Genomic DNA, 25,314 nt, shown 5'->3' with positions numbered 1-25,314 from the left:
TGAGAAAGAGGACATCATGAACTATTGTGCAATTGTTTTAGCTGCCGGAAGTGGCAAGAGAACGGGATTGAATTTTAATAAAGTGCTCTATCCTTATCAAGGACGACCGATTTTAGATTATTCCTTAGACGTATTTGAAGCAGATGATGAATGCAAAGAAATCATCGTTGTTGTGGCCGAACACGAAATTGAAGAGATGAAACAACAATTCATGCGGTCGAAAACAAAGTTTGTGATAGGGGGAAATGAACGCCAAGATTCTGTATTCAATGGCTTGCAACAAACGAGTCAACCTTATGTTTTGATCCATGATGGCGCCCGGCCATTTGTGAGCGCCAATTTGATTGAACGGATTAAAACAGCCTTGCAAGATCATCGGGCCGTTGTTCCAGGCGTAGAAGTTGTCGATACGATTAAAGAAATCGATGAAAATGGCTATTTTTCTAAATCTTTAATTCGCTCAAAACTCAGAGCGGTTCAAACCCCACAAGCTTTTCAAACTAATTTGATTATGCAGGCCCTTCAAATCGTAAAACAAGATCATATTGCGGTAACTGATGATGCGATGGCAGTGGAATTGGTGATGCATGTCCAAAGTTATTGTGTAGAAGGGGAACTTGCTAATTTTAAAGTGACTTCGCCTTTGGATTTGCAGCAATTAGAGAACCAATCGAAAGCATAATTGTGACAAATTTGTCATTTTTAATTTTCGATTGCATAAAAAGTTTAAAATATAATTCAGAGTTTGATTCGAAAAATGTAAAAAACAATCGATACAATCATGCCAGTTAGGCGAGAAATCAATATGAAACCAATTGAATGTGAACGATTAACAAATATAGAAATGGGATTAAGCCAAGAAGAAGTCCAACGGGCAAAGGCGAATATTATTGAAACGAATCCCCAAAAATCAATCAAACAATTAGTGTTTGAAGAAATCTTTTCCTTTTTTAATATGATTAACTACATCTTAGCAGCGTTAGTCATCTATACCGGAAGCTATCGAAACTTATTGTTTATGGGAATAGTCGTTGTGAATACAACGCTGAGTTTGTATCAAAAAATTCACTCCCGTAAAATTCTCAACAAGCTTGCCTTGTTGAATGCCCAAACGTACACCGTCTTGCGCCAAGGCAAGCAAGATGTCGTAAACATGGATGAAATTGTCGAAGGCGATTTAGTCTATCTTGCTAGTGGTGTGCAAATTCCTTGTGATGGCATTGTGCGATTTGGCCAATGCCAAGTAAATGAAAGTTTATTGACCGGAGAAGCAGATGCTTTAGATCGCCAAGAACAGGACTCTTTATATGGAGGATGTTTTGTGGTGAGTGGAAAATGCATCATGCAAGCTGTTCTTGTAGGCGATCAACAATATATGGCTTCGATTTTAAAAGAAGCAAAACGAGAAAAAGCTTATCCAAGTAAACTTAGAGACTCCCTTGATTCTTTGATCAAGTTTTGTTCATGGATGATTTTTCCAGTCGGAGCGGCGCTTTTTATCAAATTGTTTTTCTTCTCCAAAATATCGCTGAATCATGCGATTTTAAATACAACAGCTTCGATGATCGGCATGATTCCAGAAGGATTGATCATTTTAACTTCGACGGCACTTTTAACTGCAGCAGTAAGAATGGCGAGAAAAAAAGTGTTGATTCACGAGTTGTATTGCATCGAGAACTTAGCACGTGTCGACACGCTTTGTTTAGATAAAACAGGAACAATCACCAGTGGCAATATGAAAGTCAAAGATTTAGTGACGACATCCAATCACTATTCAAAAGCGGATTTGAAACAAATCATTGCCAATGTCACGCATGCCGTTGAAGATGAAAATTTAACTGCGCAAGCCCTCAGTCGTTATGTAGCAGATCTTGACGTGTCACAAAAAGCGAGCCAAGTATTTCCGTTTTCTTCTGCCAAAAAATGTTCGGGAGCAGTATTTTCAGAAGAAACGTATTATATCGGGGCTTATACCTTTTTGTTTGAACATACAGATCCTATAATCGTTAAACAAATTGAAGAATATGCTCAAAACGGAAATCGTGTTTTAGCCATCGCGAAAGGCAAAGTGACGACGACTTTGAATCAAGGGGATTATGAACTTTGCGGGCTGATTTTAATCGAAGATGAAATTCGCCCCAATGCGAAAAAGATTTTGGATTACTTCAAAGCAGAAGATGTGGATTTAAAAATTATTTCTGGAGATGATCCGACAACGGTTGGCGCAATTGCCAAACGGGCCGGAATTCAGAAAAAAGCGATTGATATGTCGTGTGTGAAGGAAGATGAAATTGGCCAAGTCGTTCAAGAATATTCCATCTTTGGTCGGGTCAGTCCGATTCAAAAGCGCATGATGGTAGAAGCTTTACAACAAGCAGGTCATACAGTGGGCATGACGGGCGATGGCGTGAATGATGTGATGGCATTGAAGCAAGCGGATTGTTCTATTGCGATGGGATCAGGAGCGCAAGCGGCAATGAGTGTTGCTTCTATGGTTTTATTAGAAGACCAATTTAAAGTGATGCCAAGTATCGTCGCTCATGGTCGTTGTGTCATTAATAATATTCAAAGAACGGCTTCACTCTTTTTAGTGAAGACGTTATTCTCCTTCCTTTTGACGGTTCTTACCGTCATTTGGATGCGAGAATATCCATTTGTGCCGATCCAATTGACTCTTGTCTCCTCGATTTGTATTGGTATGCCTGCGTTCTTCTTAACATTTGAACAAGATACAAGGCGAATTAAAGATCATTTTATGATCAATGTACTCTCACGAGCAGTACCGGGAGCGGTTGCCTTAAGTAGTATGATTTGTGTGTTGTATGTCTTGATGAATCTGGGTGTTTTTGGTCTAGGATTAAATGAGTTTAAAACACTCAGTACACTGCTTGCAATCGTCAATGGGGTATGTGTGCTCTATATGATTTGTTCGCCTCTTACGACGACGCGAATGGCAATTATCATCTTGAGTGTTGCTTGTGCAACGATTGCGATTCTCTTTATGCCTACTATCTTTATGCTGAAGCCATTTTCTTGGTTGGCGCTACTTTTAGTTCTTGGGCTTGGCGTAGGCGATGCAATATTAATGAGATGGTTAGTCTATTTACCTTGGAAAGAGATTCTTTCTCGATTTGCGTGGAGTAAATAAAAAATAAGCTTGCCCAGTAAGAAGAGGGCAAGCTTGTTTGGTTTATAGAGAAAGATTATCCTTCTACGCGAATGGATTTAATTTTTTGTTCTTGTAAAGGTCGATCAGAACGGTTGGTTTGCACATTGGCAATGTCATCAACAACTTCAATTCCGGAAGTAACTTTTCCAAATGCAGCATAATCACCATCTAACCATGGAGAATCTTGATGCATGATAAAGAATTGGCTTCCAGCAGAGTTTGGATTCATTGCACGAGCCATGGATAATACACCACGTGTGTGTTTAAGGTCGTTTTGTTTAAATCCATTATTGATGAATTCGCCATGAATTGTATAACCTGGACCACCCATGCCAGTTCCTTTTGGGTCGCCGCCTTGAATCATGAATCCTTTGATGACACGGTGGAAAATTAATCCGTCATAGAATCCTTCATTGGCAAGTTTTTCAAAGTTTTCTACTGTTTTAGGCGCTTTTTCTGGATACAGTTCGCCTTGAATTACATCACCATTGTCCATGGTGAGGATGAAAGTTTTACTCATATTTCCTCCTATTGAGTGAGATCAAAATCTACTTGCATTCTATTCTACCCAATTGTCCACTCAAATAAAGAAGATTTGAACAGGAAAACACAATTGGAAATCGTAAACGAACAAGAAAGGCAGAAGTGAAAGAAATCAGCTAAAATATAGAAGACAAAATCGAACAAGAAGGGAGTCGATCAAATGAAACGAATTTATTTATGTGCATTGAGTGATCCAGTAAAACAAGGACATCGTTTTGAACAATGGATTCCTATTCTTAAAAACTACGAGATCGAATTAGAAATTTCACCATTGATTTCAAAAGTCGTTACGCCAAAAGAAAAAGCGCAAGACTTTAATCATGCTTTGCGCAGTTGTCGTTATAGTTGGATTTTTGATGTGTCAGGGGGAAATCTCGCCAATCTTGTTTTACCTTATATCGATTACGACGTTTACCAACAAGCGCCGACTTATTATGCGGCATTTTCGGATGGAACATGCATCGTCAATGCGCTTGTTACGCGATCAAATAAAAAAGCGTTATTGTTCCCCATTTGGAATCAAGTCGAACTCGATCATATTGTACAAATCGTTCGCCAAGACCAATGCATTCCCAAAATTTTACCAGTAGCTAATGGACCACAATTTAGTCGCCATGCCCGTGTTTATGGTGGGAACATCCGTTGCTTTTTAAAATTGGCGGGAACGATTTACATGCCAGATTTAACGAATAGCTTTTTGTTTTTGGAATCGGCAAGCACAAGTTGGTATGCCATGAACTCCATGGTCCATCAACTGTATCAAATGGGGGCGCTCGATTCGATTGGTGGGGTCATTTTTGGACGCTTTAATCAGATTGAAAAAGAATTTGGATATGATCGGCAAACGATGCTGACCAAGATGAAACAATTATTTGAAGAGCTTTGCCCGGGCCGTTTATTGTTTTTTGAAGCACCACAAATTGGCCATATTCAAGATAGTGAAGGAATTTGGATTTCAGTCGCCAAGCCATTTTATAAACAAACAGATCCCGACTTGGTTGTCCAAACACCAACCCCTAAAAAAGTAGAACAGGCAAGGCTGAATCCACAAGCTAAACCAACAGTCAAACCAAGCTCCCCGGTTTTAGGGGCAACGCAAAAACCAACAAGTACCATTATCCCGGCACCAGATAGTCAATCGCGACGTATGGCATTTTTGAAAAAACGGGCGAATCAAAGAAAAGAAAACGAATAGAACTGACCGATTCATGCGATCAACTTAGAAAAAGGAGGAAGAAATGGCAACAAAGCAAGATGAAAATAAACCTAAAAAATCTTCTTCCCGTCAATCAAAACCAATTGAACCTTGTGAATTAGATGTACTGAAACTCACACCAACGCAAAAACAAATCTTAGCCCATAAACGGATCCATACATTTAGCGAACTCATTCATACTTATCCTTTGCGCTATACCCATATTTTACCGAGTGATCAATGGCAGGATGGCGATGAAGTGTTATTTGAAGGAATTGTCCAAAGTGTGAAAAGTAATCAACGCGTTTCTCGAGGACGCGTAGTCACCCGATTGAAAGTGTGGTTTGATCATAAAGAATTTGATGTCTCTATTTTCTCATATGGCTATTTTCCAGCGATTAGCCAAGAAGATCAATTGACGATTTGTGGAATTTTTCATGAACCCAATACGATTGGTTCCTTATGGACAAGTCGCCAACCTTTACCAGAAGGGTATGCCCTTTATCCTAATTATTCCATGCCCCCAAAAGTCAGACGCGATACGATGATCCGGATTATGGATAAAGCAATGGATTATGTGGATACCATACCCGATCGCGTTCCGCAAAGACTTCGCGAAAAGTATCGCTTGCTCAAGCAAAACGATGCGTTGCGCTATGTCCATAAACCACAAAGTGAACAACAACTCTATCAAGCCGTGCGCTCTTTAAAATATGAAGAATTTCTTTGTTTCCATTGTGCACGATTGATGCAGTCCGAACGGATTGAAAAAGAAGCCAAAGTATTTGATACCGAAATGATTGAGCGAAAAATTCGCTCTCTTCCTTATCCTCTAACGCCAGACCAGCGTAAATCCATCGATCAAATCTTGGCCGATATGCGCGAATCCATCGCCATGTATCGACTATTGCAAGGGGATGTGGGTTGTGGAAAAACGATCGTTGCCGCAATGGCTGCTTATGCCTGTGCTTTAGCCAATCAACAATGCGCTTTGTTGGCGCCAACAGAAATTTTGGCCCGCCAACATGTCAAAAGCTTTGAAGGACTCGGCATTCCGGCAACGCTATATTGTTCTTCTTTAAAAGCGAATGAGAAACGAAAAATATTACGAGATTTAAAATATGGAAAAATTCAAATTGTCGTCGGGACCCATTCTTTATTCCAAGAAGCTGTTGAATATGACAATTTAGGATTAGTGATTGCCGACGAACAACAACGCTTTGGGGTTTTACAACGCCGATCTCTTATTGAAAAAGGTCATCAACCCGATGTGTTATTGATGTCTGCAACACCTATCCCTAGAACCGCGGCGCATTTTATCTATGGCGATATCGATTTGTCTGTCATTCATACGATGCCACCCGGGCGCATGCCGGTTTTAACAAAATATTTTGAGTCTTCTTCGATGAAGCCGGTTTTAGGTCGAATTATAGAAGGGATTGAAAAAGAAGGACGCCAAGTCTATGTTGTTTGTCCAGCGATTGAAGAAAATTTAGAGGAAGAAGTCACTGCGGCCAAGAAAATCCATGAAGGGATGGTCTCCGTATTTAAAGATCGCATTTCTGTTGGTTTATTGCATGGCAAGATGACTACCGAACAAAAAGAAGATATTATGCAAGAATTTAAAGCGGGAAAAATTCAAATTCTTGTTTCAACGACAGTCATTGAAGTCGGAATCGATGTGGCCAATGCGACGATGATGGTGATTTATGATGCTCATCGTTTTGGATTGTCGACTTTGCATCAGCTTCGCGGGCGTTGTGCAAGAGGGAAAAAGCAAGGGGAATGTTATCTACTATCTTCTTCAAAAACACCAGAATCCAAACTACGCCTTAAAAAGATGGAAGAGCTGGATAATGGCTTTGATTTATCTGCTTATGATTTAGAACTGCGTGGTCCTGGCGATATTTTAGGAACAAGACAATCAGGACTTCCGGCTTTTATTTTGGGCGATGCGAGCAAAGATTTAAAGATGATGGATTGTTGTGCATATGATGCCAGAGAGATTTTAGCGAATCCCCAAGATGAACAAAATCGCAATATGATGGCTTATCTAAGCTTAGTTCGCGATAAAGTTACCATTGACTAAAGAATTTTTGATGATCAAAAAGTGTAAAGAGGATTGGCGTTTGCGATCAAAGCGAAGAAAAAATATAGGCAATTTGTATATGAAGATTTGCTCCTTTATTTAGGTGGGCAGATCTTCTTTTTTTATACGGTGATAGCATCCTTTTTATCTTTTTAAATGACATAGATTTCTCCTTAAGATAGAGCGGATTTTTGCTCGATACTTGGAACGTCATTAAATAAGCATTCTACGTTTCAAATCTGCGGTTAGATACAATTCAAATAGATTTATGATAAATAAAGTTGTATGAAACTGAAGAAATCCGTTGCTTTGAATAAAAAACGTTTTAAAATGTAATTAACAATTGTACTGATCTTATATCAAGGTTGGTTGCTTTACCCTAGGGTCTACTACAAATAGAGTTGTTGTCATTGCAAAAAAGCTATATTGAGTAGCTTGGAAAGTGAGGTCATTAAAATGACAAAAAATAAAATGAAATGTGCTGGGACTGCATGTCTTTCTGCGCTTTTGTTTGTAGGTGTACCTCTAGCTCCGATTAGCATGACAAGAACTGTTTAAGCAATGGATTGATGATAATTTTGATTATCATTCCAACAAGTAGTAAAGGGGATGAACCGCATGAAATATTGGACACCAATAAATTCATTGCGCTCTGGAACGATTCAGGCCATGATTTTTGTTGATACTTTAAAATCTTGGTTTGAAACAGGAAATTGGATTTTAAAAGTCATTTCAATTATTCTGCTATTCTCATATCTGTACAATGACTCCGTTACAAATCCAAATTATAAGCTGAGGCCGCTGCTAAAAAAATGGACGGATGCGATCAGTGCGAAGTTAAAGTCTTTGCCGGTCCTCAATAAGTGGACTTATTTTGATTGGTTTATGTTCGTTGTCATGGGATTAAACATCTATTTTGTGTGGTCACAAACGGAGGATAATGGTTTTCGGGTATTGTCGATTGCTATGGTGGTTGCCTATGTCTTATTAAGAACTATAGAAATATTAACAACCGATAAAAATTAGAACCAAACAAGATTTAGAGCCAAAAGAAGCATTAAATGGATAAAAGATTAAAGTGTATAGATCCTCTTTTAGTCGATACTCGAAATAAGAGAAACGACGGAAAGGGGATCTTTTTGTTGTAGGGAATAGATTGGAAGTTGATTAGTTTGGCTCTAGGTTAAAAATAGAAAACAGTCCTCTTTCGAAGACTGTTTTCTTGTCCATTGTTGATTGAATCGATTTTAGAATGCTTTTGTGATCGCTTCTTTTAAAGCATCAAAATCAGGCTTTTCAATCGTTCCTGATTCGATGGTCATCGCATCTTTAGTTGGTGCATTGGCATAGCGAGGAATGATGTGCACGTGGAAGTGATCGACAGTTTGGCCAGCTGCTTCACGACAATTGGCTAAAATATTGACACCATCGCAAGGTAATCCTTGAATCATCGCATTTCCGATTTTTTGAGCAATCGCAAAAATTGTGCCGAGCTTTTCGGTTGGATATTCGAGTAAAGATGCCGCATGAGTTTTCGGTAAAATGAGAACATGTCCTACACTAGCAGGGTTGATGTCAAAAATTACGCGAACTTCTTCATCTTCATAAAGGGTCGTGGATGGAATTTCACCATTCGCAATTTTACAAAAAATACAATCCATGATTGTCATCCTTTCTGATTGTTGAGTATGTTTATACAACTTTTTTTCTATAAATCTTATTGTACTGATTTTTTTGAAAAACGAGAAAAAACGACAAGATTTATTCTGATTTGAAAAAATCAAATTCTATAAATGAACAATCCCTAACGATTATGGACATTGAAAGAAGTTACATTCTTGAATTTATCTCTAAATTTTGTACTTGCATTCTAGGAAATGTATAATTTATAAGATATATCCTTTGATTGCCGATCCATAAAAACGTCGTGATTGACGATAGGGGAATCGACAATGAAGTCGTCAATAAACGTGAGGATTTAAAATGATAAAAATGCAAGTATCACAAGTGGCTCAAGTCGTTTCGGGCACACTTGTTCATATTGACCCTGATTTTGAGATTTGTGGTGTCGTTACGGACTCTAGAGTTGTCCAGGCGGGAATGTTATTTGCGCCAATTGTTGGGGCCCGTGTCGATGGTCACGATTTTGCGATGCAAGTGATGGACCAAGGTGGCGTAATGTTCTGGCAAAAAGATCATGCCTATATTCCGGAAGGTACAAGAGCAATCGTTGTGGACAATGTGGTAGACGCACTTGGACAATTGGCGAGTGCTTGGCTAAAACAGATGAATCCACTTACGATTGGGATTACGGGTTCCAATGGAAAAACATCCACAAAAGATTTTTGTGCCGATTTATTTGGCTCGACATGGAAGACATGGAAAACCCAAGGCAATCGCAATAGTGAAATTGGCTTACCGCTAACCATTTTTGAAGCGGACTTAGATACAGAAGTCTTGATTCTTGAAATGGGGATGGAAAACAAAGGTGAGATTGAGTATCTTTGTTCCATTGCGCCATTGGATATTGCGGTGATTACATCAATTGGCAGTGCCCATATGGAAAATTTGGGTTCCAAGCTCAATATTGCGCGGGCAAAATGTGAAATCGTTTCTTCTTTAAAAGCAAATGGAACGTTTATTTACCATGCCGCAAGCGAAGAAATTCAACAAGCGGTTCGTGAGTTAACGATGGATCCGACTTGGACAGTCATTCCTTATGGACCGCATACAAAATATGAACCAAAGGATCTGGGCTTCTCTCGCAAAGGTCTAACCTTTATGTTAGATGAGCTAGCAAGTCAGCCGTTCTTTATTCCAAGTGTTAATATGGTACAAGCCGATAATGCGACAGCAGCTTTATTGGTCGCAAAAGCTGCAAAAATTCCAGAAGAAAACTGGTATGTGGCTTTAAGCAATGCCCATTTAACACCAATGCGTGGAGATATTCACGCTTGGCACAATTCCTGTATTTTCGATGATACTTATAAATCAAATCCGGAAGCTTGTCAGCGTGCATTGCAGACATTGATTCAAATTCCAGCCGATCTGCATATTGCGGTATTATCCGATATGCTTGATTTAGGTGAACAGGAAAATGAACTTCATGCTCAAATTGGTCGTTTTGCAAACGAAGTGGGCGTGGATATTTTGTATACATGGGGTGAATTATCGAAGCACACTCATGATGCATTCACAAAACAAAAGAAACATTTCGAATCGAAAGAAGATATGATTCGTGAACTGAAAGCATTTGCGAACCAAAATAGCGCAATTCTAGTAAAAGGTTCACGAGCAATGAAAATGGACAGCGTGGTGCAAGGCTGTCTAGAAGGAGAATAGTATGGAAAAAATTCGTCTTGGCGTCATTTTTGGCGGTCAAAGTTCAGAGTATAGCGTGTCTTTGCACTCCGCGGCATCTGTTTTACGTTCGATTCATACAGAACGTTACGAAGTTGTGATGATTGGGATCACATTACAAGGTGGTTTCTACCACTACACAGGATCGATTGATGATCTTGAACACGATCATTGGCAAAATGAAGAACATGCAAAACCAATTGCTTGGGTTCATGGCGGAATGGTTGAACGGGAAACGAACGAGATGATTTCTCTCGATTGTTGCTTGCCTATTTTACATGGTAAAAACGGAGAAGATGGTGCCATTCAAGGACTATTAACTTTACTTGGTATTCCTTGCGTAGGTTGTGATCTTTTAGGTTCTGCCGTATGTATGGATAAAGAAGTGATGCACCGTTTATTTGATCAAGCGAACATTCCTGCTGCTCCATATATTTGTTTACATGGGGAAGATCCATTGATGTCTGCTGATGAAGTAGAAAAGATTATTCCTTTGCCATGGTTTATTAAACCATGTAATGCCGGAAGCTCTTATGGAGTTCATTATGTGGACAATAAAGAAGAGTATGAACAAGCTGTTGCAGATGCGTTTAAATATGATGGACGCAAAAAAGTGCTTGTTGAAGGGGCAATTGATGGCTTTGAAATCGGTTGTGCAGTTTTAGGGGATGAAGCCTTAGTTACAGGTGAAATCGATGAAATCGAAATGGCCGGAAAAATCTTTGATTTTGCCGGAAAATACGAAATGAAAGATTCTGCTATCTATTGTCCAGCGCGCATTAAAAAAGAAAAATCAGATGCTGCAAAAGAATTAGCAAAAAAAGTATTCCGCGTTTTATGTTGTCGCGATATGGCTCGTGTTGACATGTTCATTAACGAAAAAGGCGAAATCTTAGTAAACGAAGTGAACACCATTCCAGGATTTACGGCAACAAGCCGTTATCCATCCATGATGAATGCTGCAGGAACAGAATTTGGCGATTTAATTGATACTTTGATCGATTTAGCGATGCAAAAAGAGATCCAACTATGATAGAAATCGACAAACAAAGAACGTGGGCGCAAATTCATTACGATCGAATTGCGCATAACGTCAAAGAAGTTCAAAAGTTAATTGGAAACACGAAGATTATGGGCATTGTGAAAGCAAATGCTTATGGTCATGGTGCTGTACGTTGTACGCAAGAACTCAAAAAAGCAGGGGTCGACTATTTTGCGGTAGCTTGTTTGAGTGAAGCGCAACAGTTACGCCAAGCCGGAATCGAGGATCCAATTTTGATTTTGGGTTATACGGCGCCTGCTTGTTTTGATGAATTAGCCCAAGGTCATTTTGTTCAATCCGTTGTTTCTTACGACTATGCGAAAAAACTGAATGCATATGGTCTTGCTCACAATATGAAAATGTCAGTGCATGTCAAAGCGGATACCGGTATGAATCGAACTGGAATTTTATATGAAGATGGACAAAAAGATTTCGAACAAATTTGCGAAGTGTATTGGATGAAAGGTCTCGATGTACAAGGGATCTTCTCGCACTTCCCGGTCAGTGATGATTTAGGTTGTGACAGCAAAGCATTCACAGAAAATCAAATTCGTTTATTCAACGAATTAGTCGATCGTTTAAAAGCGCAAGGCATTGAACCAGGATTACGTCATATTCAAAACTCATATGGTATTTTGAACTACAAAGATTTAGGAATGGATTATTGCCGTCCTGGTCTTTTATATATGGGTGTGACGAGTGATGATACGATCGAAATCGAATCGAATCCGGATTTTATTCCAATTTTAGAATGGAAAACAAAAGTTTCTTTAGTCAAAGATGTACCAGATGGGGCAACGATCTCTTATGGGCGTCACTACACTTGTCATGGCACAAGACGAATTGCTTCTTTGGCGATTGGTTATGCGGATGGATTATCCCGTATGTGTAGTAATCAAGGTTTAAATGTTTCAATTCGAGGCCATCTTGTTCCGATTGTCGGCAACATTTGTATGGACCAATGCATGGTCGATGTTACTGGTTTTGATGATATCGTTGAAGGCGATGTGGCCACATTGGTCGGAAAAGATGGGGATCAAATTTGCAAGGTGGATGAAATCAGTCGCCTAGCTAAAACGATCAACAATGAAACACTCAGTGCGATCACAAGTCGTGTTGTTCGCATCGATCAAAATAACGAACTTGCAAAGTAAGCAAGGACGATATAAAACATTCAAACAAGCGAAAAGCTTGTGAATGAAGGAGGGAATTCTTTGGCAAAACTAAAACAATATCCAGCTATTGATATCGCCAAATATGTTGCGGCAATGCTGGTCGTTGCCATTCATACATTTCCTTTTGTGGATTTTAATCCAGCATTTAACTTGTTCTTTATTTCCACAATTGGACGTTTAGCCGTTCCGTTCTTCTTTGTGTGCAGTAGTTTCTTTCTGTTTCGCAAAGTCAACCAAGTTCACTTGCGTTCGATTCAAGCTAAAGAAATCGTGAAAAAATGGTTTGTTCGTATTGGCGTACTGTATTTGATCTGGACGGTGATTTACTTACCGTATACGATTTGGAACTACGCTCAAGCTGGTTTTTCACTCAGTGGTCTATTAGGTTGGATCCGTGATTTCTTTTTGAACGGTTCTTATTACCATCTTTGGTTTTTACCAGCATTAATGCTCGGTATGGCGATTGTATGGTGGTTATATACAAAAAAAGGCGTGATCTTCACGCTTGAAGTTTCTTTGATTTTATATTTTATCGGCTATTTGATTAATATCTTTGGTCCGATTTGGGAAAGCTTACCTTACATTTCTATTGTGTATGGTTTCTTTGTCAAAATGATCGTGACGGCACGTGATGGATTTTTCTTTGCGCCACTCTTTATTGGGATTGGCTTGATGTGCTCACAAATGCGTCGTCCAAATTTAAAAGCTTGCTCGATTGGGTTTGCGGCTTCTTTCATTGGTTTGATTTTAGAAGTTTGTGTATATTCGGCACTGGGCGTGTTAAGTGATCAGTCCAGCATGTTTTTGATGTTAATTCCTGCATTATATTTCTTTATGAATATGATGCTTCAAATCAAAATGCCCAAAAAAGCGGTTTATGTAAAAATGCGGCAGGAATCGACTCTCATTTATGTCAGCCATATCCTTTTCGCGCGCCTGCTGCTATTAGTCATTCCGGAATATCATCTCGTTGTGTACTTAGTGACTCTTGCACTTGCACAATTTTTTGCGAGTACGGTTCTTAGGTTGAGTGATAAATATCCATGGCTGAACTGGTTAATGTAATATGATTCGAGTTCATCAAGTAAAATGTACAGATCCCAAGGATATTGAAGGCGCTCTTTTAAAGAAGTTGAAAATGTCCAAACAGGATCTTTTAAGTTGGAGTGTTCACCGTAAATCGGTGGATGCAAGGAAACAGAAGGTCCTGTTTTCCTTTATTATTGACGCTGAAGTTCGTCATCCCCAAAAATACTTATCCAATCCCGATGTTCGCATCGCACCCGACGAAAAGTTTACGTATACCCCAAAAGGAAACGTGCCACTGTCCAATCGTCCTGTAGTTGTCGGATTTGGACCGGGAGGAATGTTTGCGGCATTATTATTAGCGCAAATGGGATATTGCCCACTCGTTTTAGAACGGGGCAGTGAAATTGACAAACGTACCGAAGACGTGCATCGATTTTGGCAAGAAGGAATTCTCGACCCTCAATCGAATGTTCAATATGGTATGGGTGGAGCAGGGGCTTTTTCAGATGGAAAACTGACGACGCGATCGAAGGATTTAAAAGCACGAAAAGTGTTTGAAGAGCTCGTTCGCTTTGGCGCAAGTCCAGAAATTTTATATCAACAACATCCTCATATCGGAACCGATGGGTTTGTTAAAATTGTGAAAGCCCTCAAACAAGAAATTGAGCATTTAGGGGGCCAATTTTTATTCGATGCCCAATTTGATGATATGCGAGTGAAGGATAATCGCATTGTTGCTTTACATATTCAAGATCATGGATGGATCGATTGCCAAGCACTGATTATTGCGATGGGCCATTCAGCAAGTGATACGATTCGCATGCTCAATGAAAAAGGCTTAGCGATGGAAAGTAAGCCATTTGCGATTGGGGTTCGAATTGAACATGATCAAACGTATATCAACCAGGCGATGCTCAAAGATCGTGCTAACGATCCGACTTTAATTCCGGCACGCTATCAAGTCACTCAAACCGTTTCCACCAACAAAGGTGTCTATAGCTTTTGTATGTGTCCGGGAGGGTATGTTGTTGCGGCAAGTAGTGAACCGAATACCGTTGTTGTCAATGGCATGAGCTATTCCGATCGTAGTGCAGAGAATGCGAATGCCGCATTACTTGTGCAAGTCGATCAAAGTGATACTGGGCCAGGCTTATTTGCCGGCTTAGACTATCAAGAACAACTTGAACATGCGGCATATGATTTGACGCACTCTTATCGTGCACCGATGCAAAAGGCAAAAGATTTTGTGCAAGGGGTCATGACGACACGTTTTGATGGCATCCAACCAACGTATCCATTAGGTCATGTTTTTATTGATTTCAATACGTTTTTACCGCCGGTTATCGCCAAGTCATTAAAAGAAGCACTGCTTGCATTTGAACAAAAAATCCCAGGATTTATTGGAGATGCGATTTTGACGGGTGTTGAAACACGCAGTTCTTCTTCCATTCGCGTTTTAAGAGACAAAACGTCTTTACAAGCGACTGTGCAAGGGGTTTACCCTTGTGGAGAAGGTGCAGGTTATTCCGGAGGCATTACGACATCGGCCATTGATGGATTGCGATGCGCAATGGCGTTAATGGACCACTTTGACAAGCCTTCTTTACAATCGGTAGAATAAAATTATGAGTATTTTATTTCCAAAAATGACGGTGCGATCTTTTCAAACTCTCGATCTCAACCGACTAAAGGATCAAGGGATTCAAGTCTTATTTATCGATGTCGATAATACCATCACAACCGAGCAAAACGAGGGCATTTCTAAAGAAGCGCATCAGTTTATCTTGGATGTAAAACGGATTGGAATTGAACCAGTGATCTTTTCCAATAACTTTAAATTTCATATTGAACGAGTATTAGGCGGTTATCCAGATGTGGCATTATGCACATTTGTTTGTAAGCCACTGCCATTTGCCTATTTGTGGCAAATGGCGAAAAGAAAAATGAAACCTAGTCGTTGTGCTGTGCTTGGAGATCAATTGTTTACCGATATTCTCGGGGGCAACTTTGCGCGTACCTTTACAATTTTGACCAAGCCACTGACAAAATTAGAGCGCAATGACACCAAAATTATGCGTTGTTTAGAAAATCTTGTTTATACCCGCTGGGAGAAACAAGGCAAAATAGCACGGGAGGACGATTATGTCAGAATTCTGTAAAGGATGTGGCGTAAAGCTACAAAATGAAGATCAAAATGCGATTGGCTATACGCCATCATTAGATGCACCTTATTGCCAACGTTGCTTTAAATTGCGTCATTATGGAGATTTGACCATTAATATGCAACAAGGAATTGCGACTGAACAAACGCTCAAAAAAATTAACGATCTAGAAGGTGTGATTTTCTGGACTGTTGATTTATTTAATTTAGAAAGTAATTTAGTCAGTCGCATCAATCGCAGATTACCGGGTAAAAAAATTGTTTTAGTTTTAACGAAACGAGATGTTTTACCACAAACGCTTAGTGATGCAAAAATTTATCGATATATCGAACAGCGTCTTGCCCAAGAAGAAATCGAAGTGGTGGATGTCATCATTGCCGGTTATATGCTTAAAGATGGAGGCAAATGCGAAGAAGTTCTCGATGAAATCCACGATGCTGTTAATCGCTATGCCCACAATCAAAACGTCATTTTTATGGGTATGGCCAATTCTGGAAAATCAACACTCGTGAATAAACTATTAGGTTCAGCAGATTTAACGATTTCGCGAAATCCAGGAACAACATTAGATGTGATTGAACGCGATTGGGATGGTCGTAAATTATATGACACTCCCGGATTGGAAGATGCAAAATCGTTATTGACATATTTGCCAAGTTTAGTTTTAAAAGAAGTGATTCCGACTAAACCATTAAAGCCTTATGTTTCCCAAATCTATGAAGATCAATCTTTTGCGGTTGGTGGACTAGCAAGGTTAGATGTGATGTGTAAAGGAAAAGCAAGTGTTGTTGGTTATTTCTCTTTATCCGTACCGATTCATCGCGGAAAACTCGATGATGCCGATCGCTTATGGAAAGAGCATTTAGGGGGATTATTATCACCAAATATCGATGACACACCGCAAACAATGAAAGCATGGAACGGTCCATGCATTAAACCAAAAGAAAAAATAGACGTGGTGATCCATGGCTTGGGTTGGTTTTCACTGACTGGAAATATTCGCGAAGTGCGAGTTTATGTCCACCAAGGCATTCAAGTCACCTTTAGAAAGGCTATGATTTAATGTTAAATTCCCAAAACAAAAAGAAATTACGTACGATGGCACAAACTTTGCCCGCTTTACTTCAAATTGGAAAAGGAGATTTATCCGATAACTTTTTTGAAAATCTCGACTCTGATTTAGAAGCGCATGAACTTGTGAAAGTTTCGATGCAAAAAACATCCAGCCTGACAGTTCGTGAAGCAGCAATTGAATGTGCGGCACAAACAGGCAGTGATGTCATTCAAGTGATTGGACGCACATTTACTTTGTATCGTCCAAGTAAAGAAAACAAATTAGGAATTAAAGAATAATGACGAAAAAAGTCGCATTACTAGGAGGATCATTCGATCCGATTCACAACGGTCACATCGCAATGGCAAAAGCAGCGATTGATCAGTTAGAAGTGGATGAAGTTTGGTTTGTCCTTGCCCATCAGGCTCCACTTAAAGAGTTCAAACCGACAAGTGACGAACATCGTTTAGCGATGTTGCAACTCGTTTGTAAACAACATCAACAATTTAAAGTTTGTGATCTGGAATTACATCGACAAGGAACAAGTTATACGATCGATACGTTGCGCGATTTGCATCAACAATATCCTGACTATCAATGGTTTTGGATTTTAGGGGCAGATCAACAAGCGCAATTTGAACAATGGAAAGATTGGCAAGAACTGCTAAAACTTGCCACATTTGTGGTTGTCGATCGCAATGACCATCTCAAAAAAGATGGCGTTCGCAAGCAGTTTGTCATGGTTGCGATGCATCCCGTCGATGTTTCGTCTACGCAAGTTCGCCAAGGAAAACGACTCAACCTCATCCCCAAAGAAGTTCGCCAATATATTGTGGATCATGAACTATATTTAGAAGATTGGGTATCTGCACAGATGAATCCACATCGCTTTGCGCATTCTAAAAGTGTAGCGAAAGTTTGTATGGATCTAGCAAAAGCCCATCATTTGGATGTGCATAAAGCATATTTAACAGGCTTGTTTCATGATATTGCTAAAGATCTTCCTAAAAAAGAGGCGGAAAAATGGATTCAAGACTGTTTCCCGCAGTATATGGAAGAACCAAAAGCAATTTGGCATGGCTATATTGGTAGTGAAGTAGTGCGCATACTGTATGGCATCGAGGATGAACAAATTCGCAATGCCATTTATCATCACGTCAAAGGATTAAGTAATGAACCTTATGCGATGATGGTATTTATCGCAGACAAAATTGATCCTTTACGCGGATATGATTCCAGTGCTTTATATCAAGCAAGCATGTCTGATTTAGCGCTTGGGTTTCAAAAAGTAAAAGAAGAAAACGCAGCATATTTAAAAAAACAAAATATTCAAGGCGTTTGATTGGATACAGAAAGGATAGAGAACATGGCTCAATATGAAACACTCGGTCATTACTACGATGCTTTAGTTGGTGATGATCATGCTTGTGATCAATGGGTGGATTGGATTGAATCCTTTCATCCGGGCAAAACATTTTTAGAACTTGCTTGTGGAAGTGGCGAAATCACCGCCCGTTTAGCAAAAAATCATCAAGTGAGTGCACTAGATCTTTCGGCAAGTATGCTAGAGGCCGCAAAAACAAAAGAAGAAGCCAATCAAATTGAATTCTTCTTGCAAGATATGCGGAATTTAGCCAACTTTGGCCAGTTCGATACGATTGGATGCTTTTGCGATTCATTTAACTATTTAATTGAAGAAGCAGAAGTCCAAGATTTCTTCAAACAAATTCATGATCATTTAAATGAAAACGGATTGTTTCTTTTTGATAGTCATGGCAACGAACGTCTGCAAGAATTTGCGGATGAATATGAAGAAGCCGGAACATTTGATGACGGCACACAAGTTCAATGGGTGATTAGTGCAGAAGGGGATTTGATTTATCAAGATTTTGCCTTCTTTTTAAATGGCACTAGTGGAGTGATCCAAGAACATCACTTACAACGTGTTTACCCCTTAGAAAAATTACTTGCTTGGCTTGACCAAGCCGGCTTTGAAGTGATCTCTTGTGTGGGTGACTTTGGTTTAGAACCACTCGAAACTTGCGAGAAATACTTTATCGCCGCTCGCAAAATTTAGAATTATGAACATAAAAATACGGAGGTAAGTATGATTGGATTAATTGCAGCAATGAATTCGGAAATCAATGCCGTGACGGCAAAGATGAATGAAGTAAAAATTACAAAAGTAGGAAATGTTGAATTTAGAGAAGGCCAATTACAAGATGAACAAATTGTTATTGCCTTGTCGGGTGTAGGAAAAGTGAATGCCGCAATCGCAAGTACTTTGATGTGCCATCTCTATCCAATCGATGCCCTTCTTTCCATTGGCGTTGCTGGTGGTTTACAAGATGAACAAGAAGTAGGCGATCTTGTGATCTCTGATGCAGCGATTCAAGTAGACTTTGATACATCCGCATTAGATGGTCCAAGTGGAATTGGCATGAAATTTGATGCAGATTTAAACTTGGTCAATCGTGCCAAACAAGTTGCGCAAAAAACAAATCTGAAATGGCGCGTCGGGACAGTTGCAACACAAGATTTATTTTTAACGTCAAAAGAAGATTATGAATATTTAATGTCACGCTTTTCGCAAGCAGCATGTAATGAAATGGAAGGGGCATCCGTTGCACAAGTCGCAACAAGCTTCCATGTCCCATTTTTGATTTTACGCACATTATCCGATGTCGTAACACACGAAGGAAATCCAGTGGAATTTGAAACGTTTGAAAAACAAGCAGCATTGCAAGTAGCGGATTTCTTTGAAGAGTTTTGTAAGAAAGGCGAATGATTGATTAAAAAGCCCCATCTCGTGGGGCTTTTTTGATTGGATCCCTCGCTTTTCGTATAATAGTAAAGAATGTGAAAAAACAACGTTCAATTGAAGAGAAACGCCTATGAATAAAGATCGTAAAACAGAAAAAGATACGGAAAATAAAAAAACACAATTTAATGTGCGGGATCATTTTGATGCAAAATTTGAGGAACCAGCCAAACCCCAAGAAGCAATACAGAGTGATCAAGATTTGCAAAATCAAAAGGCTACAAAAGAAAAGGGTGCAAATGAGAAAAAGGACAAAAAAGAACCAGCTAAACAATATTGGGGATGGGGAGTCACTTTAGGCTTATTTGCGACTCTCATTTTGATTATTGCCGTTTTATGGGCACTTTTTATTAGTGGACCGGCACGTATTGAAGATGCCACCAATAAAGCAGTGCAAGAGCGGATCACTCAACAAGTAGCGGATATCCAAGGCTTGCGTCAAACTAAATTCGATTATGTCACTTGGCAAGGATATAACGAATCGACATTATATTGGTTTGATGCGACAGGAACGCAGATCACGCAACGCGATTTATCCACGCTCAACTACCAACAAGCCAGAGACAAAGCTTTAGCAGACTATAATCTGGACGCAACAACCGTGGAAGTGGCTTATGGTTATTCCGCACCGGTATATCGCTTAGAAAATAAAGAACGCATTTTGATGTTAGATTATGACACCCTAGAATGGGTTTATGAAAGGAAGACTGGCTATGCCAACAACGAATGAATGGGAGAAACCATGGTTTAATCGCGGATATTGGATTTTTGAACATCTTGAAGATTTCCATTTAGAAAGCGACGAAACTTTAGTTTTGATTGTGATGAACTATTTAATGGAAACGAATCAAACAATTGATCCAGATATCCTTTGTGCAAAGACCAATTTAAGTGCGAATCGACTCGATCAATGTCTGAGTTCGTTATCGGAAAAAGGCTACTTTACGTATGGCATGAAAAACAAACAACTCGTTTTCTCGCTGGATGGATTGTTTGAATATCAACCACAAAAAGAACAAAAAATCTTTTCGAAAACGTTGTTTTCACAATTTAGTGATGAGTTTGGACGGCCATTATCAAGCTCAGAAATGGATCGATTGATCGATTTAGGAAATCAATTTGAAGAAAGTATGATTTTACATGCACTCGATGAAGCAAGTGCCTATAATAAACGCTCGCTAAACTATGTCGAGGCAATGCTGGCCAATTGGAAGCGAAAAGGCTTAGATGCCCAAGATATTGAAAGTGGAAAACGATAATGAATGCAGATCTAATCATCGATCAAATCGAACAAATATTCCCCGATGCGAAATGTGAATTAATTCATGACACGCCATTTCAATTGTTGATTGCGGTGGTGTTATCTGCCCAAACAACAGATGCTTCAGTCAATCGTGTCACGCCAGCATTATTTGCGCAGTGGCCAGATAGTCAATCTTTGATGAATGCGGATATTCATGATGTTGAACAAGCAATACGCACCATTGGCTTATATCGCACAAAAGCGAAAAACATCGTCTTGTTAGCAAAAGCGTTACATGAACAATTCGATGATCAAGTCCCAAGCACATTTAAAGAACTCCAATCTTTACCTGGAGTGGGGCGAAAGACAGCCAATGTAGTCCGTTCCGTCGCTTTTGATATTCCTTCTTTTGCGGTGGATACCCATGTCGAGCGGGTTTCTAAACGTTTAGGACTTGCAAAAGTGGAAGATGATCCTTTAAAAGTAGAAGAAAAACTGCGCCGCAAAGTATCACGTGCCCGTTGGAATCAAGCGCATCATGACATGATTTTCTTCGGCCGTTATTTTTGTATGGCTAGAAATCCGAAATGTAACGAATGCCCATTTGCCGAGTTTTGTAAAAAAGATAAATTAGTTGCCTATCAACAAGCTAAAAAAGAAAAACAAAATAAAGAAGCCAACGAGAAAGAAGGATAAGATGAAACGCGTGATTCAAAATGTTTGTATTTGTGGACGAGGTGCAGTTGGACTAACCTTTGGTGAATTATTTCATCAATACTTAGGGAAAGAACATTTTGCCTTTATCGTCGATCAACCGCGAAAAGAACGTTATCAAAACCAAGTTGTGACGATGAATGGAAAACCGATCAAGTTCCATTACATTTGTCCAGAATCCCCAGAAGATCACGACTTTCAAGCAGATTTAGTTATCTTTGCTTGTAAGTCTTATAGCCTTGATCAAGCAATGCAACAAGTCAAACCGTTTTTACATGAACAGACCATTTTAATGAGTGCGATTAATGGAATGGCAAGTGAAGATCGTTTGGAACAACAATTTCCTTCTTTACAGGTTATTCATACCATAGCGCAAAATATGGATACTCGTTATGATCCGACTTGCCAACAAGGAACATGCACAACGCGGGGAGAACTTGTCTTTGGCGCCGTCGACCAACAACGTAAAGACGCTGCCCATGCGATTGCAGAGATATTTGATCGTTGCCATATTCCCTCTCAACATTCGCAACAGATTTTATTGGATCAAGCCAATAAACTCATGTTTAATTGTGGCATTAATCAAGTCTGTGCTGCTTACCAAGTGACTTATGGAATGGTTGCGCAAATTCCGCAATATCATCAAATCTTTTGCCAAGCAATGGAAGAAGCCAGAATGGTGTTGAATCAAAAAGGTTATGCCATTACAGAAGATATGCTCAATGATTGGGTCAAACGGGTCGAAACATTCGATCCTGATTCTATGCCAAGTATGGCACAAGACCTCCAATATCAGCGGCCTGTGGAACTTGATTTGTTTGCGGGAACGATTATTCCGTGGGCAAAACAATGTGGCGTGCGTGTGAAGGTAATGGAAGATTTAAAACAAAGAATTGAAACACGCATTCAAAACAAGCATTAAAGAAATATAGCGAAGGAATAGCTCATGACGAGTTGTTCCTTTTTTTAATGCTTTAAAACGGGTGAAAAAGAGCGGAAAAAAGAGGAAATCGTGTTGGCAAGATGAGGGTGCATTTATTCAGACAATGCGATTCTTTTGCGTGAAGATCACACAAATAGATTGATTGATAATCATTGTTGAATTGTATTTTGCGAAGTAGAGTGAGCTTGCGATCGCAATGGACAGTGTGTTGAGAAAGGAGGAACTATGTGGATCAAATCCCTAATCAAAAAAGTACTTTGCATCATTTTGGCTAGCACTCTATGCGTCAGCTTTTTCATGTCCGACAATTTAATGACCTTTGCCAAAAGAGAACAACCTACCATGGCTAGCCAAGAATTAAAAAGTAGTCAAACCCAACAAGAATCAAATCTTCAAACTTCAAGTGTAGAAAGCACGGAACAAAGCGAAAATACCGAAGAAGTAGGCATTGTGGACTGGCTTAAACTCGATGAATGCGCCTTGAGTGAGGAAGAGTTTTTAGAACTTTTAGCCACGTTTCGAACTGCGGTTATACAAATCGTCAACGATTATCACGACAACCGTGCCCAACAATGGCAAGATTTGCGATTTGAAGTGGGCCGCCTTACGCAAACTACAACCCATTTGGATGCAGAAGGTTTTTTGCCAGAAGCTTACTTTGAAAGCCACGATCAACAAGAACTTACCATACCGGGCTGTTTTCAACTCTTGAATCGCAAGTGGCTTCATTCAATTTCGCCCCAACCGCCAAGACGATTGATGGCAAGATCGGTTTTCAATGGATTATTTATTTCGAGCGTCGTTTCTAAAGTTCAAGTTCCAATTTTTGGTCATTACATGAGTAATGGAAGTTGGCGATTGTCGAATGGATGCCAAGGATTTTGCGCCGATTATTTGCGTGCGATGCCAACAAGTGGAGTACAGGCGATCGATGTAACGCCAAGCCAAAACGAGCAACTTCGTCGTGTTTTGTATTACGGCTATGGCGGCCCAGCTAATATTCTCGGCAGTCTTGGGTTTAATGAAGCCCAACAAATTGTCATTACAGATGATCTCGTTTCCCAAGCTTATAGCCAAAAATGTATTGCCAATAATGAGTTGGGCGGTGTGATTTGGAGCAACGGGATGTTTGATGTTTGGAAAACGATCGTTGAAAAACCCTCACCACCAAGTGCATTCAAAGTGTATATTGCCTCGTTTGCCGGTCAAGGATTGAACCACAAAGGCCAACAAGTCCCTTTTCAACCTTTAGCTTATGGGACAATGACTAATCCAGAAAAAGGGGCTTTGCAGCTGATCAAAACAGCAAGTGACGAACACTTTGAATTAGCGAGCACAACGAATTATTCATTAGCGGGAGCAGTTTACAAAATTGTCAAAGGAAATCAACCAGAAGGGGCTAAAGAAATTGCCCAACTGACCATTGGCCAAGATCAAGCGTCTGAAGTTTTAGAAGTAGAACCAGGAATATATTGGGCTAAGGAGATTAACCCCCCAAAAGGGTATGCTTTAGATCTTTCGTGGCATCGCATCGAGGTAGATGCAAATTCGAGTGTTCAAGGCCCATGTCGGATCATGGTAGTAGATCGACCACAATATATTCCAATCGATCTACTCGTTAAAAAGCACAATGCTTTTACTCATGACATTGATTCCCGTTTGAAAGGAACACGATTTCGCCTCCGGTTTTATGATATCGACCCTAAAGAGCCTGGCCGATATAAAAATACAAAGCCGCTATATGAGCGTGATGATTTGATTTGTGATGAATATGGAGAAGTAAAGATTGCTGGATCGATTTTTCCTATTGGTGTTTTGACGATTGAAGAAATTGCGGTACCGGAAGGATTTGTTTTAGATGATCGCGTGCATGTCATCCCCTTAGATCCAAAACAATCAACAAGCGAAGTACTCGATATTTATCAAGTACCGATTTTCTATAACCGACCAGAAACTATCATTTTAAAAAAGAAAGATTTAACGAGTGGAAAAGCCCTTGCTCATGTGGAATTTCAACTTACCAGTCCAAGTGGAAAACAGACAAAATTGGTATGTGACGAAAATGGCCAAGTGAATCTTTCATTCAATGAGCTTGGAAAATGGCGATTAGAAGAAACAAAAGCCCCACCTCATTACCAACTTAATCCGGTACCGATCTTCATTGAAGTTAAAGCAGATGGAATTGAAGTACTCGATGATGAACATTCACAACTTTTCGATTATGAAATGGGGATTTTAACGGTAAAAAACGCAAAACAATCATTTGCGATCAAACTTTACAAATATGATGATCAGCTACAACCACTAGCGGGTGCCGAGTTTAGCTTATTTAAAGACCTTGCTATGACTGAATGTGTGGGGAAAGCCGTTACGGATGAAAATGGGCAAGTTGTTTTTGCGGGATTAAATCTGTCTCAGTATGTTTTGGTGGAAACTAAAGCACCAAAGGGATACATTTTGCCGACAACGGCTAGTGGTAAGGTCAAAAAATATTCCATTCTCTGTAGTGGTGGAGATAAGGGGTATAGCTTTTGGGTCAATATGAACGCTGTGTCAAATCAAAAGCCACAAGAGATACGAAATGGCACATTTTATAACGCTTCAGCAAATGGTCAATATGTTCTTGAAGGGCAAATCGTGAATCACATCAAAGCGACACTACCTCAAACAGGAAGTCATGGGATGAAAATCATTTTAACTTTGAGTTTAGGATGCATTTTTCTTGCGCTAGCAATGGAATCAAAGTCCAATCAAAGATCAAAAAATAAAAAATAG

At 39.6% G+C, this 25,314-nt stretch carries 23 protein-coding genes; 21 read left to right on the top strand and 2 right to left on the bottom strand.

Going from position 1 to position 25,314, the window contains the following annotated elements; all coding sequences use genetic code 11:
• The first annotated feature begins 16 nt into the window (after positions 1 to 16).
• Complete coding sequence (gene ispD, locus ALLST_RS0108110; RefSeq protein WP_019893661.1) at positions 17 to 682, top strand: 2-C-methyl-D-erythritol 4-phosphate cytidylyltransferase; 666 nt, start codon at positions 17 to 19, stop codon at positions 680 to 682.
• Between the two features lie 123 nt (positions 683 to 805).
• A complete protein-coding gene (locus tag ALLST_RS0108105; protein WP_019893660.1) occupies positions 806 to 3,148 on the top strand; it encodes an HAD-IC family P-type ATPase in 2,343 nt (780 codons plus the stop codon).
• A 55-nt stretch (positions 3,149 to 3,203) separates the two neighbouring features.
• Here the strand turns inward: ALLST_RS0108105 and ALLST_RS0108100 are convergent, their stop codons facing one another.
• Positions 3,204 to 3,689 (bottom strand): peptidylprolyl isomerase, encoded by a 486-nt coding sequence (locus ALLST_RS0108100; RefSeq protein WP_019893659.1) that lies wholly within the window; start codon positions 3,687 to 3,689, stop codon positions 3,204 to 3,206.
• Between the two features lie 183 nt (positions 3,690 to 3,872).
• Between ALLST_RS0108100 and ALLST_RS0108095 the strand changes: the two genes are divergently transcribed.
• From ALLST_RS0108095 to ALLST_RS0108080, 3 genes are all read left to right on the top strand, one after another.
• Positions 3,873 to 4,907 (top strand): LD-carboxypeptidase, encoded by a 1,035-nt coding sequence (locus ALLST_RS0108095; RefSeq protein ID WP_019893657.1) that lies wholly within the window; start codon positions 3,873 to 3,875, stop codon positions 4,905 to 4,907.
• A 43-nt stretch (positions 4,908 to 4,950) separates the two neighbouring features.
• On the top strand, positions 4,951 to 6,996 hold the full coding sequence (locus tag ALLST_RS0108090) for an ATP-dependent DNA helicase RecG (RefSeq protein ID WP_019893656.1): 2,046 nt from the start codon (positions 4,951 to 4,953) through the stop codon (positions 6,994 to 6,996).
• 618 nt (positions 6,997 to 7,614) lie between these two features.
• The gene (locus tag ALLST_RS0108080; protein WP_019893654.1) at positions 7,615 to 8,022 is read left to right on the top strand and encodes a hypothetical protein; all 408 of its coding nucleotides are present in this window, start codon (positions 7,615 to 7,617) and stop codon (positions 8,020 to 8,022) included.
• Positions 8,023 to 8,243: 221 nt separating this feature from the next.
• Here ALLST_RS0108080 and ALLST_RS0108075 read toward each other — a convergent pair whose 3' ends face one another.
• Complete coding sequence (locus tag ALLST_RS0108075; protein WP_019893653.1) at positions 8,244 to 8,657, bottom strand: HIT family protein; 414 nt, start codon at positions 8,655 to 8,657, stop codon at positions 8,244 to 8,246.
• A 322-nt stretch (positions 8,658 to 8,979) separates the two neighbouring features.
• Here ALLST_RS0108075 and ALLST_RS0108070 point away from each other — a divergent pair, with 322 nt between their 5' ends.
• From ALLST_RS0108070 to ALLST_RS0107995, 16 genes are all read left to right on the top strand, one after another.
• The gene (locus ALLST_RS0108070) at positions 8,980 to 10,338 is read left to right on the top strand and encodes a UDP-N-acetylmuramoyl-tripeptide--D-alanyl-D-alanine ligase (protein ID WP_026472849.1); all 1,359 of its coding nucleotides are present in this window, start codon (positions 8,980 to 8,982) and stop codon (positions 10,336 to 10,338) included.
• Between the two features lies 1 nt (position 10,339).
• Positions 10,340 to 11,389: a D-alanine--D-alanine ligase family protein gene (locus ALLST_RS0108065; RefSeq protein WP_019893651.1), complete on the top strand. Its 1,050-nt coding sequence runs from the start codon at positions 10,340 to 10,342 to the stop codon at positions 11,387 to 11,389.
• Entirely contained in the window at positions 11,386 to 12,552 is a 1,167-nt protein-coding gene (gene alr / locus ALLST_RS0108060) for an alanine racemase (protein WP_019893649.1), read from the top strand. The genes ALLST_RS0108065 and alr overlap by 4 nt, the downstream gene beginning before the upstream one ends.
• A 60-nt stretch (positions 12,553 to 12,612) precedes the next feature.
• Positions 12,613 to 13,638, top strand: a complete 1,026-nt coding sequence (locus ALLST_RS0108055) for an acyltransferase family protein (protein ID WP_019893647.1) — start codon at positions 12,613 to 12,615, stop codon at positions 13,636 to 13,638.
• A gap of 73 nt (positions 13,639 to 13,711) precedes the next feature.
• Positions 13,712 to 15,223, top strand: a complete 1,512-nt coding sequence (locus tag ALLST_RS0108050; RefSeq protein ID WP_019893646.1) for an NAD(P)/FAD-dependent oxidoreductase — start codon at positions 13,712 to 13,714, stop codon at positions 15,221 to 15,223.
• Positions 15,224 to 15,227: 4 nt separating this feature from the next.
• Positions 15,228 to 15,761, top strand: a complete 534-nt coding sequence (locus tag ALLST_RS10535) for a YqeG family HAD IIIA-type phosphatase (RefSeq protein ID WP_019893645.1) — start codon at positions 15,228 to 15,230, stop codon at positions 15,759 to 15,761.
• On the top strand, positions 15,745 to 16,827 hold the full coding sequence (locus ALLST_RS0108040; protein ID WP_019893644.1) for a GTPase: 1,083 nt from the start codon (positions 15,745 to 15,747) through the stop codon (positions 16,825 to 16,827). The genes ALLST_RS10535 and ALLST_RS0108040 overlap by 17 nt, the downstream gene beginning before the upstream one ends.
• The gene (locus ALLST_RS0108035) at positions 16,827 to 17,117 is read left to right on the top strand and encodes a YhbY family RNA-binding protein (protein ID WP_019893643.1); all 291 of its coding nucleotides are present in this window, start codon (positions 16,827 to 16,829) and stop codon (positions 17,115 to 17,117) included. Before ALLST_RS0108040 ends, ALLST_RS0108035 begins: the two co-directional genes overlap by 1 nt.
• Positions 17,117 to 18,160 carry a nicotinate-nucleotide adenylyltransferase gene (locus ALLST_RS0108030; protein ID WP_019893642.1) on the top strand — a complete coding sequence of 348 codons (1,044 nt, stop codon included), beginning with the start codon at positions 17,117 to 17,119 and terminating at the stop codon, positions 18,158 to 18,160. Before ALLST_RS0108035 ends, ALLST_RS0108030 begins: the two co-directional genes overlap by 1 nt.
• Before the next feature lie 24 nt (positions 18,161 to 18,184).
• On the top strand, positions 18,185 to 18,895 hold the full coding sequence (locus tag ALLST_RS0108025) for a class I SAM-dependent DNA methyltransferase (protein WP_019893641.1): 711 nt from the start codon (positions 18,185 to 18,187) through the stop codon (positions 18,893 to 18,895).
• Positions 18,896 to 18,925: 30 nt separating this feature from the next.
• Entirely contained in the window at positions 18,926 to 19,606 is a 681-nt protein-coding gene (locus tag ALLST_RS10530) for a 5'-methylthioadenosine/adenosylhomocysteine nucleosidase (RefSeq protein WP_019893640.1), read from the top strand.
• Positions 19,607 to 19,712: 106 nt separating this feature from the next.
• Entirely contained in the window at positions 19,713 to 20,369 is a 657-nt protein-coding gene (locus tag ALLST_RS0108015; protein WP_019893639.1) for a hypothetical protein, read from the top strand.
• Entirely contained in the window at positions 20,353 to 20,898 is a 546-nt protein-coding gene (locus ALLST_RS11140) for a DnaD domain-containing protein (protein ID WP_019893638.1), read from the top strand. The genes ALLST_RS0108015 and ALLST_RS11140 overlap by 17 nt, the downstream gene beginning before the upstream one ends.
• A complete protein-coding gene (nth, locus tag ALLST_RS0108005; protein WP_019893637.1) occupies positions 20,898 to 21,578 on the top strand; it encodes an endonuclease III in 681 nt (226 codons plus the stop codon). Before ALLST_RS11140 ends, nth begins: the two co-directional genes overlap by 1 nt.
• A gap of 1 nt (position 21,579) precedes the next feature.
• Positions 21,580 to 22,518 (top strand): ketopantoate reductase family protein, encoded by a 939-nt coding sequence (locus ALLST_RS0108000; RefSeq protein WP_019893635.1) that lies wholly within the window; start codon positions 21,580 to 21,582, stop codon positions 22,516 to 22,518.
• A 246-nt stretch (positions 22,519 to 22,764) separates the two neighbouring features.
• Positions 22,765 to 25,314: a SpaA isopeptide-forming pilin-related protein gene (locus ALLST_RS0107995; RefSeq protein ID WP_019893634.1), complete on the top strand. Its 2,550-nt coding sequence runs from the start codon at positions 22,765 to 22,767 to the stop codon at positions 25,312 to 25,314.

The organism is Allobaculum stercoricanis DSM 13633 (genome assembly GCF_000384195.1).
Lineage (GTDB): Bacteria > Bacillota_I > Bacilli_A > Erysipelotrichales > Erysipelotrichaceae > Allobaculum > Allobaculum stercoricanis.
The sequence above is the reverse complement of the archived record's forward strand: the minus strand, read 5'-3'. Positions and strand labels throughout refer to the sequence as shown.

What these genes read in the sequence shown, in the direction of transcription:
- ispD (WP_019893661.1), top strand. Translation starts at nt 17, where the DNA reads ATGAACTATTGTGCAATTGTTTTAGCTGCCGGAAGTGGCAAGAGAACG.
- ALLST_RS0108105 (WP_019893660.1), top strand. Translation starts at nt 806, where the DNA reads ATGAAACCAATTGAATGTGAACGATTAACAAATATAGAAATGGGATTA.
- ALLST_RS0108100 (WP_019893659.1), bottom strand. Translation starts at nt 3,689, where the DNA reads ATGAGTAAAACTTTCATCCTCACCATGGACAATGGTGATGTAATTCAA.
- ALLST_RS0108095 (WP_019893657.1), top strand. Translation starts at nt 3,873, where the DNA reads ATGAAACGAATTTATTTATGTGCATTGAGTGATCCAGTAAAACAAGGA.
- ALLST_RS0108090 (WP_019893656.1), top strand. Translation starts at nt 4,951, where the DNA reads ATGGCAACAAAGCAAGATGAAAATAAACCTAAAAAATCTTCTTCCCGT.
- ALLST_RS0108080 (WP_019893654.1), top strand. Translation starts at nt 7,615, where the DNA reads ATGAAATATTGGACACCAATAAATTCATTGCGCTCTGGAACGATTCAG.
- ALLST_RS0108075 (WP_019893653.1), bottom strand. Translation starts at nt 8,657, where the DNA reads ATGGATTGTATTTTTTGTAAAATTGCGAATGGTGAAATTCCATCCACG.
- ALLST_RS0108070 (WP_026472849.1), top strand. Translation starts at nt 8,980, where the DNA reads ATGATAAAAATGCAAGTATCACAAGTGGCTCAAGTCGTTTCGGGCACA.
- ALLST_RS0108065 (WP_019893651.1), top strand. Translation starts at nt 10,340, where the DNA reads ATGGAAAAAATTCGTCTTGGCGTCATTTTTGGCGGTCAAAGTTCAGAG.
- alr (WP_019893649.1), top strand. Translation starts at nt 11,386, where the DNA reads ATGATAGAAATCGACAAACAAAGAACGTGGGCGCAAATTCATTACGAT.
- ALLST_RS0108050 (WP_019893646.1), top strand. Translation starts at nt 13,712, where the DNA reads ATGTCCAAACAGGATCTTTTAAGTTGGAGTGTTCACCGTAAATCGGTG.
- ALLST_RS10535 (WP_019893645.1), top strand. Translation starts at nt 15,228, where the DNA reads ATGAGTATTTTATTTCCAAAAATGACGGTGCGATCTTTTCAAACTCTC.
- ALLST_RS0108040 (WP_019893644.1), top strand. Translation starts at nt 15,745, where the DNA reads ATGTCAGAATTCTGTAAAGGATGTGGCGTAAAGCTACAAAATGAAGAT.
- ALLST_RS0108035 (WP_019893643.1), top strand. Translation starts at nt 16,827, where the DNA reads ATGTTAAATTCCCAAAACAAAAAGAAATTACGTACGATGGCACAAACT.
- ALLST_RS0108030 (WP_019893642.1), top strand. Translation starts at nt 17,117, where the DNA reads ATGACGAAAAAAGTCGCATTACTAGGAGGATCATTCGATCCGATTCAC.
- ALLST_RS0108025 (WP_019893641.1), top strand. Translation starts at nt 18,185, where the DNA reads ATGGCTCAATATGAAACACTCGGTCATTACTACGATGCTTTAGTTGGT.
- ALLST_RS10530 (WP_019893640.1), top strand. Translation starts at nt 18,926, where the DNA reads ATGATTGGATTAATTGCAGCAATGAATTCGGAAATCAATGCCGTGACG.
- ALLST_RS0108015 (WP_019893639.1), top strand. Translation starts at nt 19,713, where the DNA reads ATGAATAAAGATCGTAAAACAGAAAAAGATACGGAAAATAAAAAAACA.
- ALLST_RS11140 (WP_019893638.1), top strand. Translation starts at nt 20,353, where the DNA reads ATGCCAACAACGAATGAATGGGAGAAACCATGGTTTAATCGCGGATAT.
- nth (WP_019893637.1), top strand. Translation starts at nt 20,898, where the DNA reads ATGAATGCAGATCTAATCATCGATCAAATCGAACAAATATTCCCCGAT.
- ALLST_RS0108000 (WP_019893635.1), top strand. Translation starts at nt 21,580, where the DNA reads ATGAAACGCGTGATTCAAAATGTTTGTATTTGTGGACGAGGTGCAGTT.
- ALLST_RS0107995 (WP_019893634.1), top strand. Translation starts at nt 22,765, where the DNA reads ATGTGGATCAAATCCCTAATCAAAAAAGTACTTTGCATCATTTTGGCT.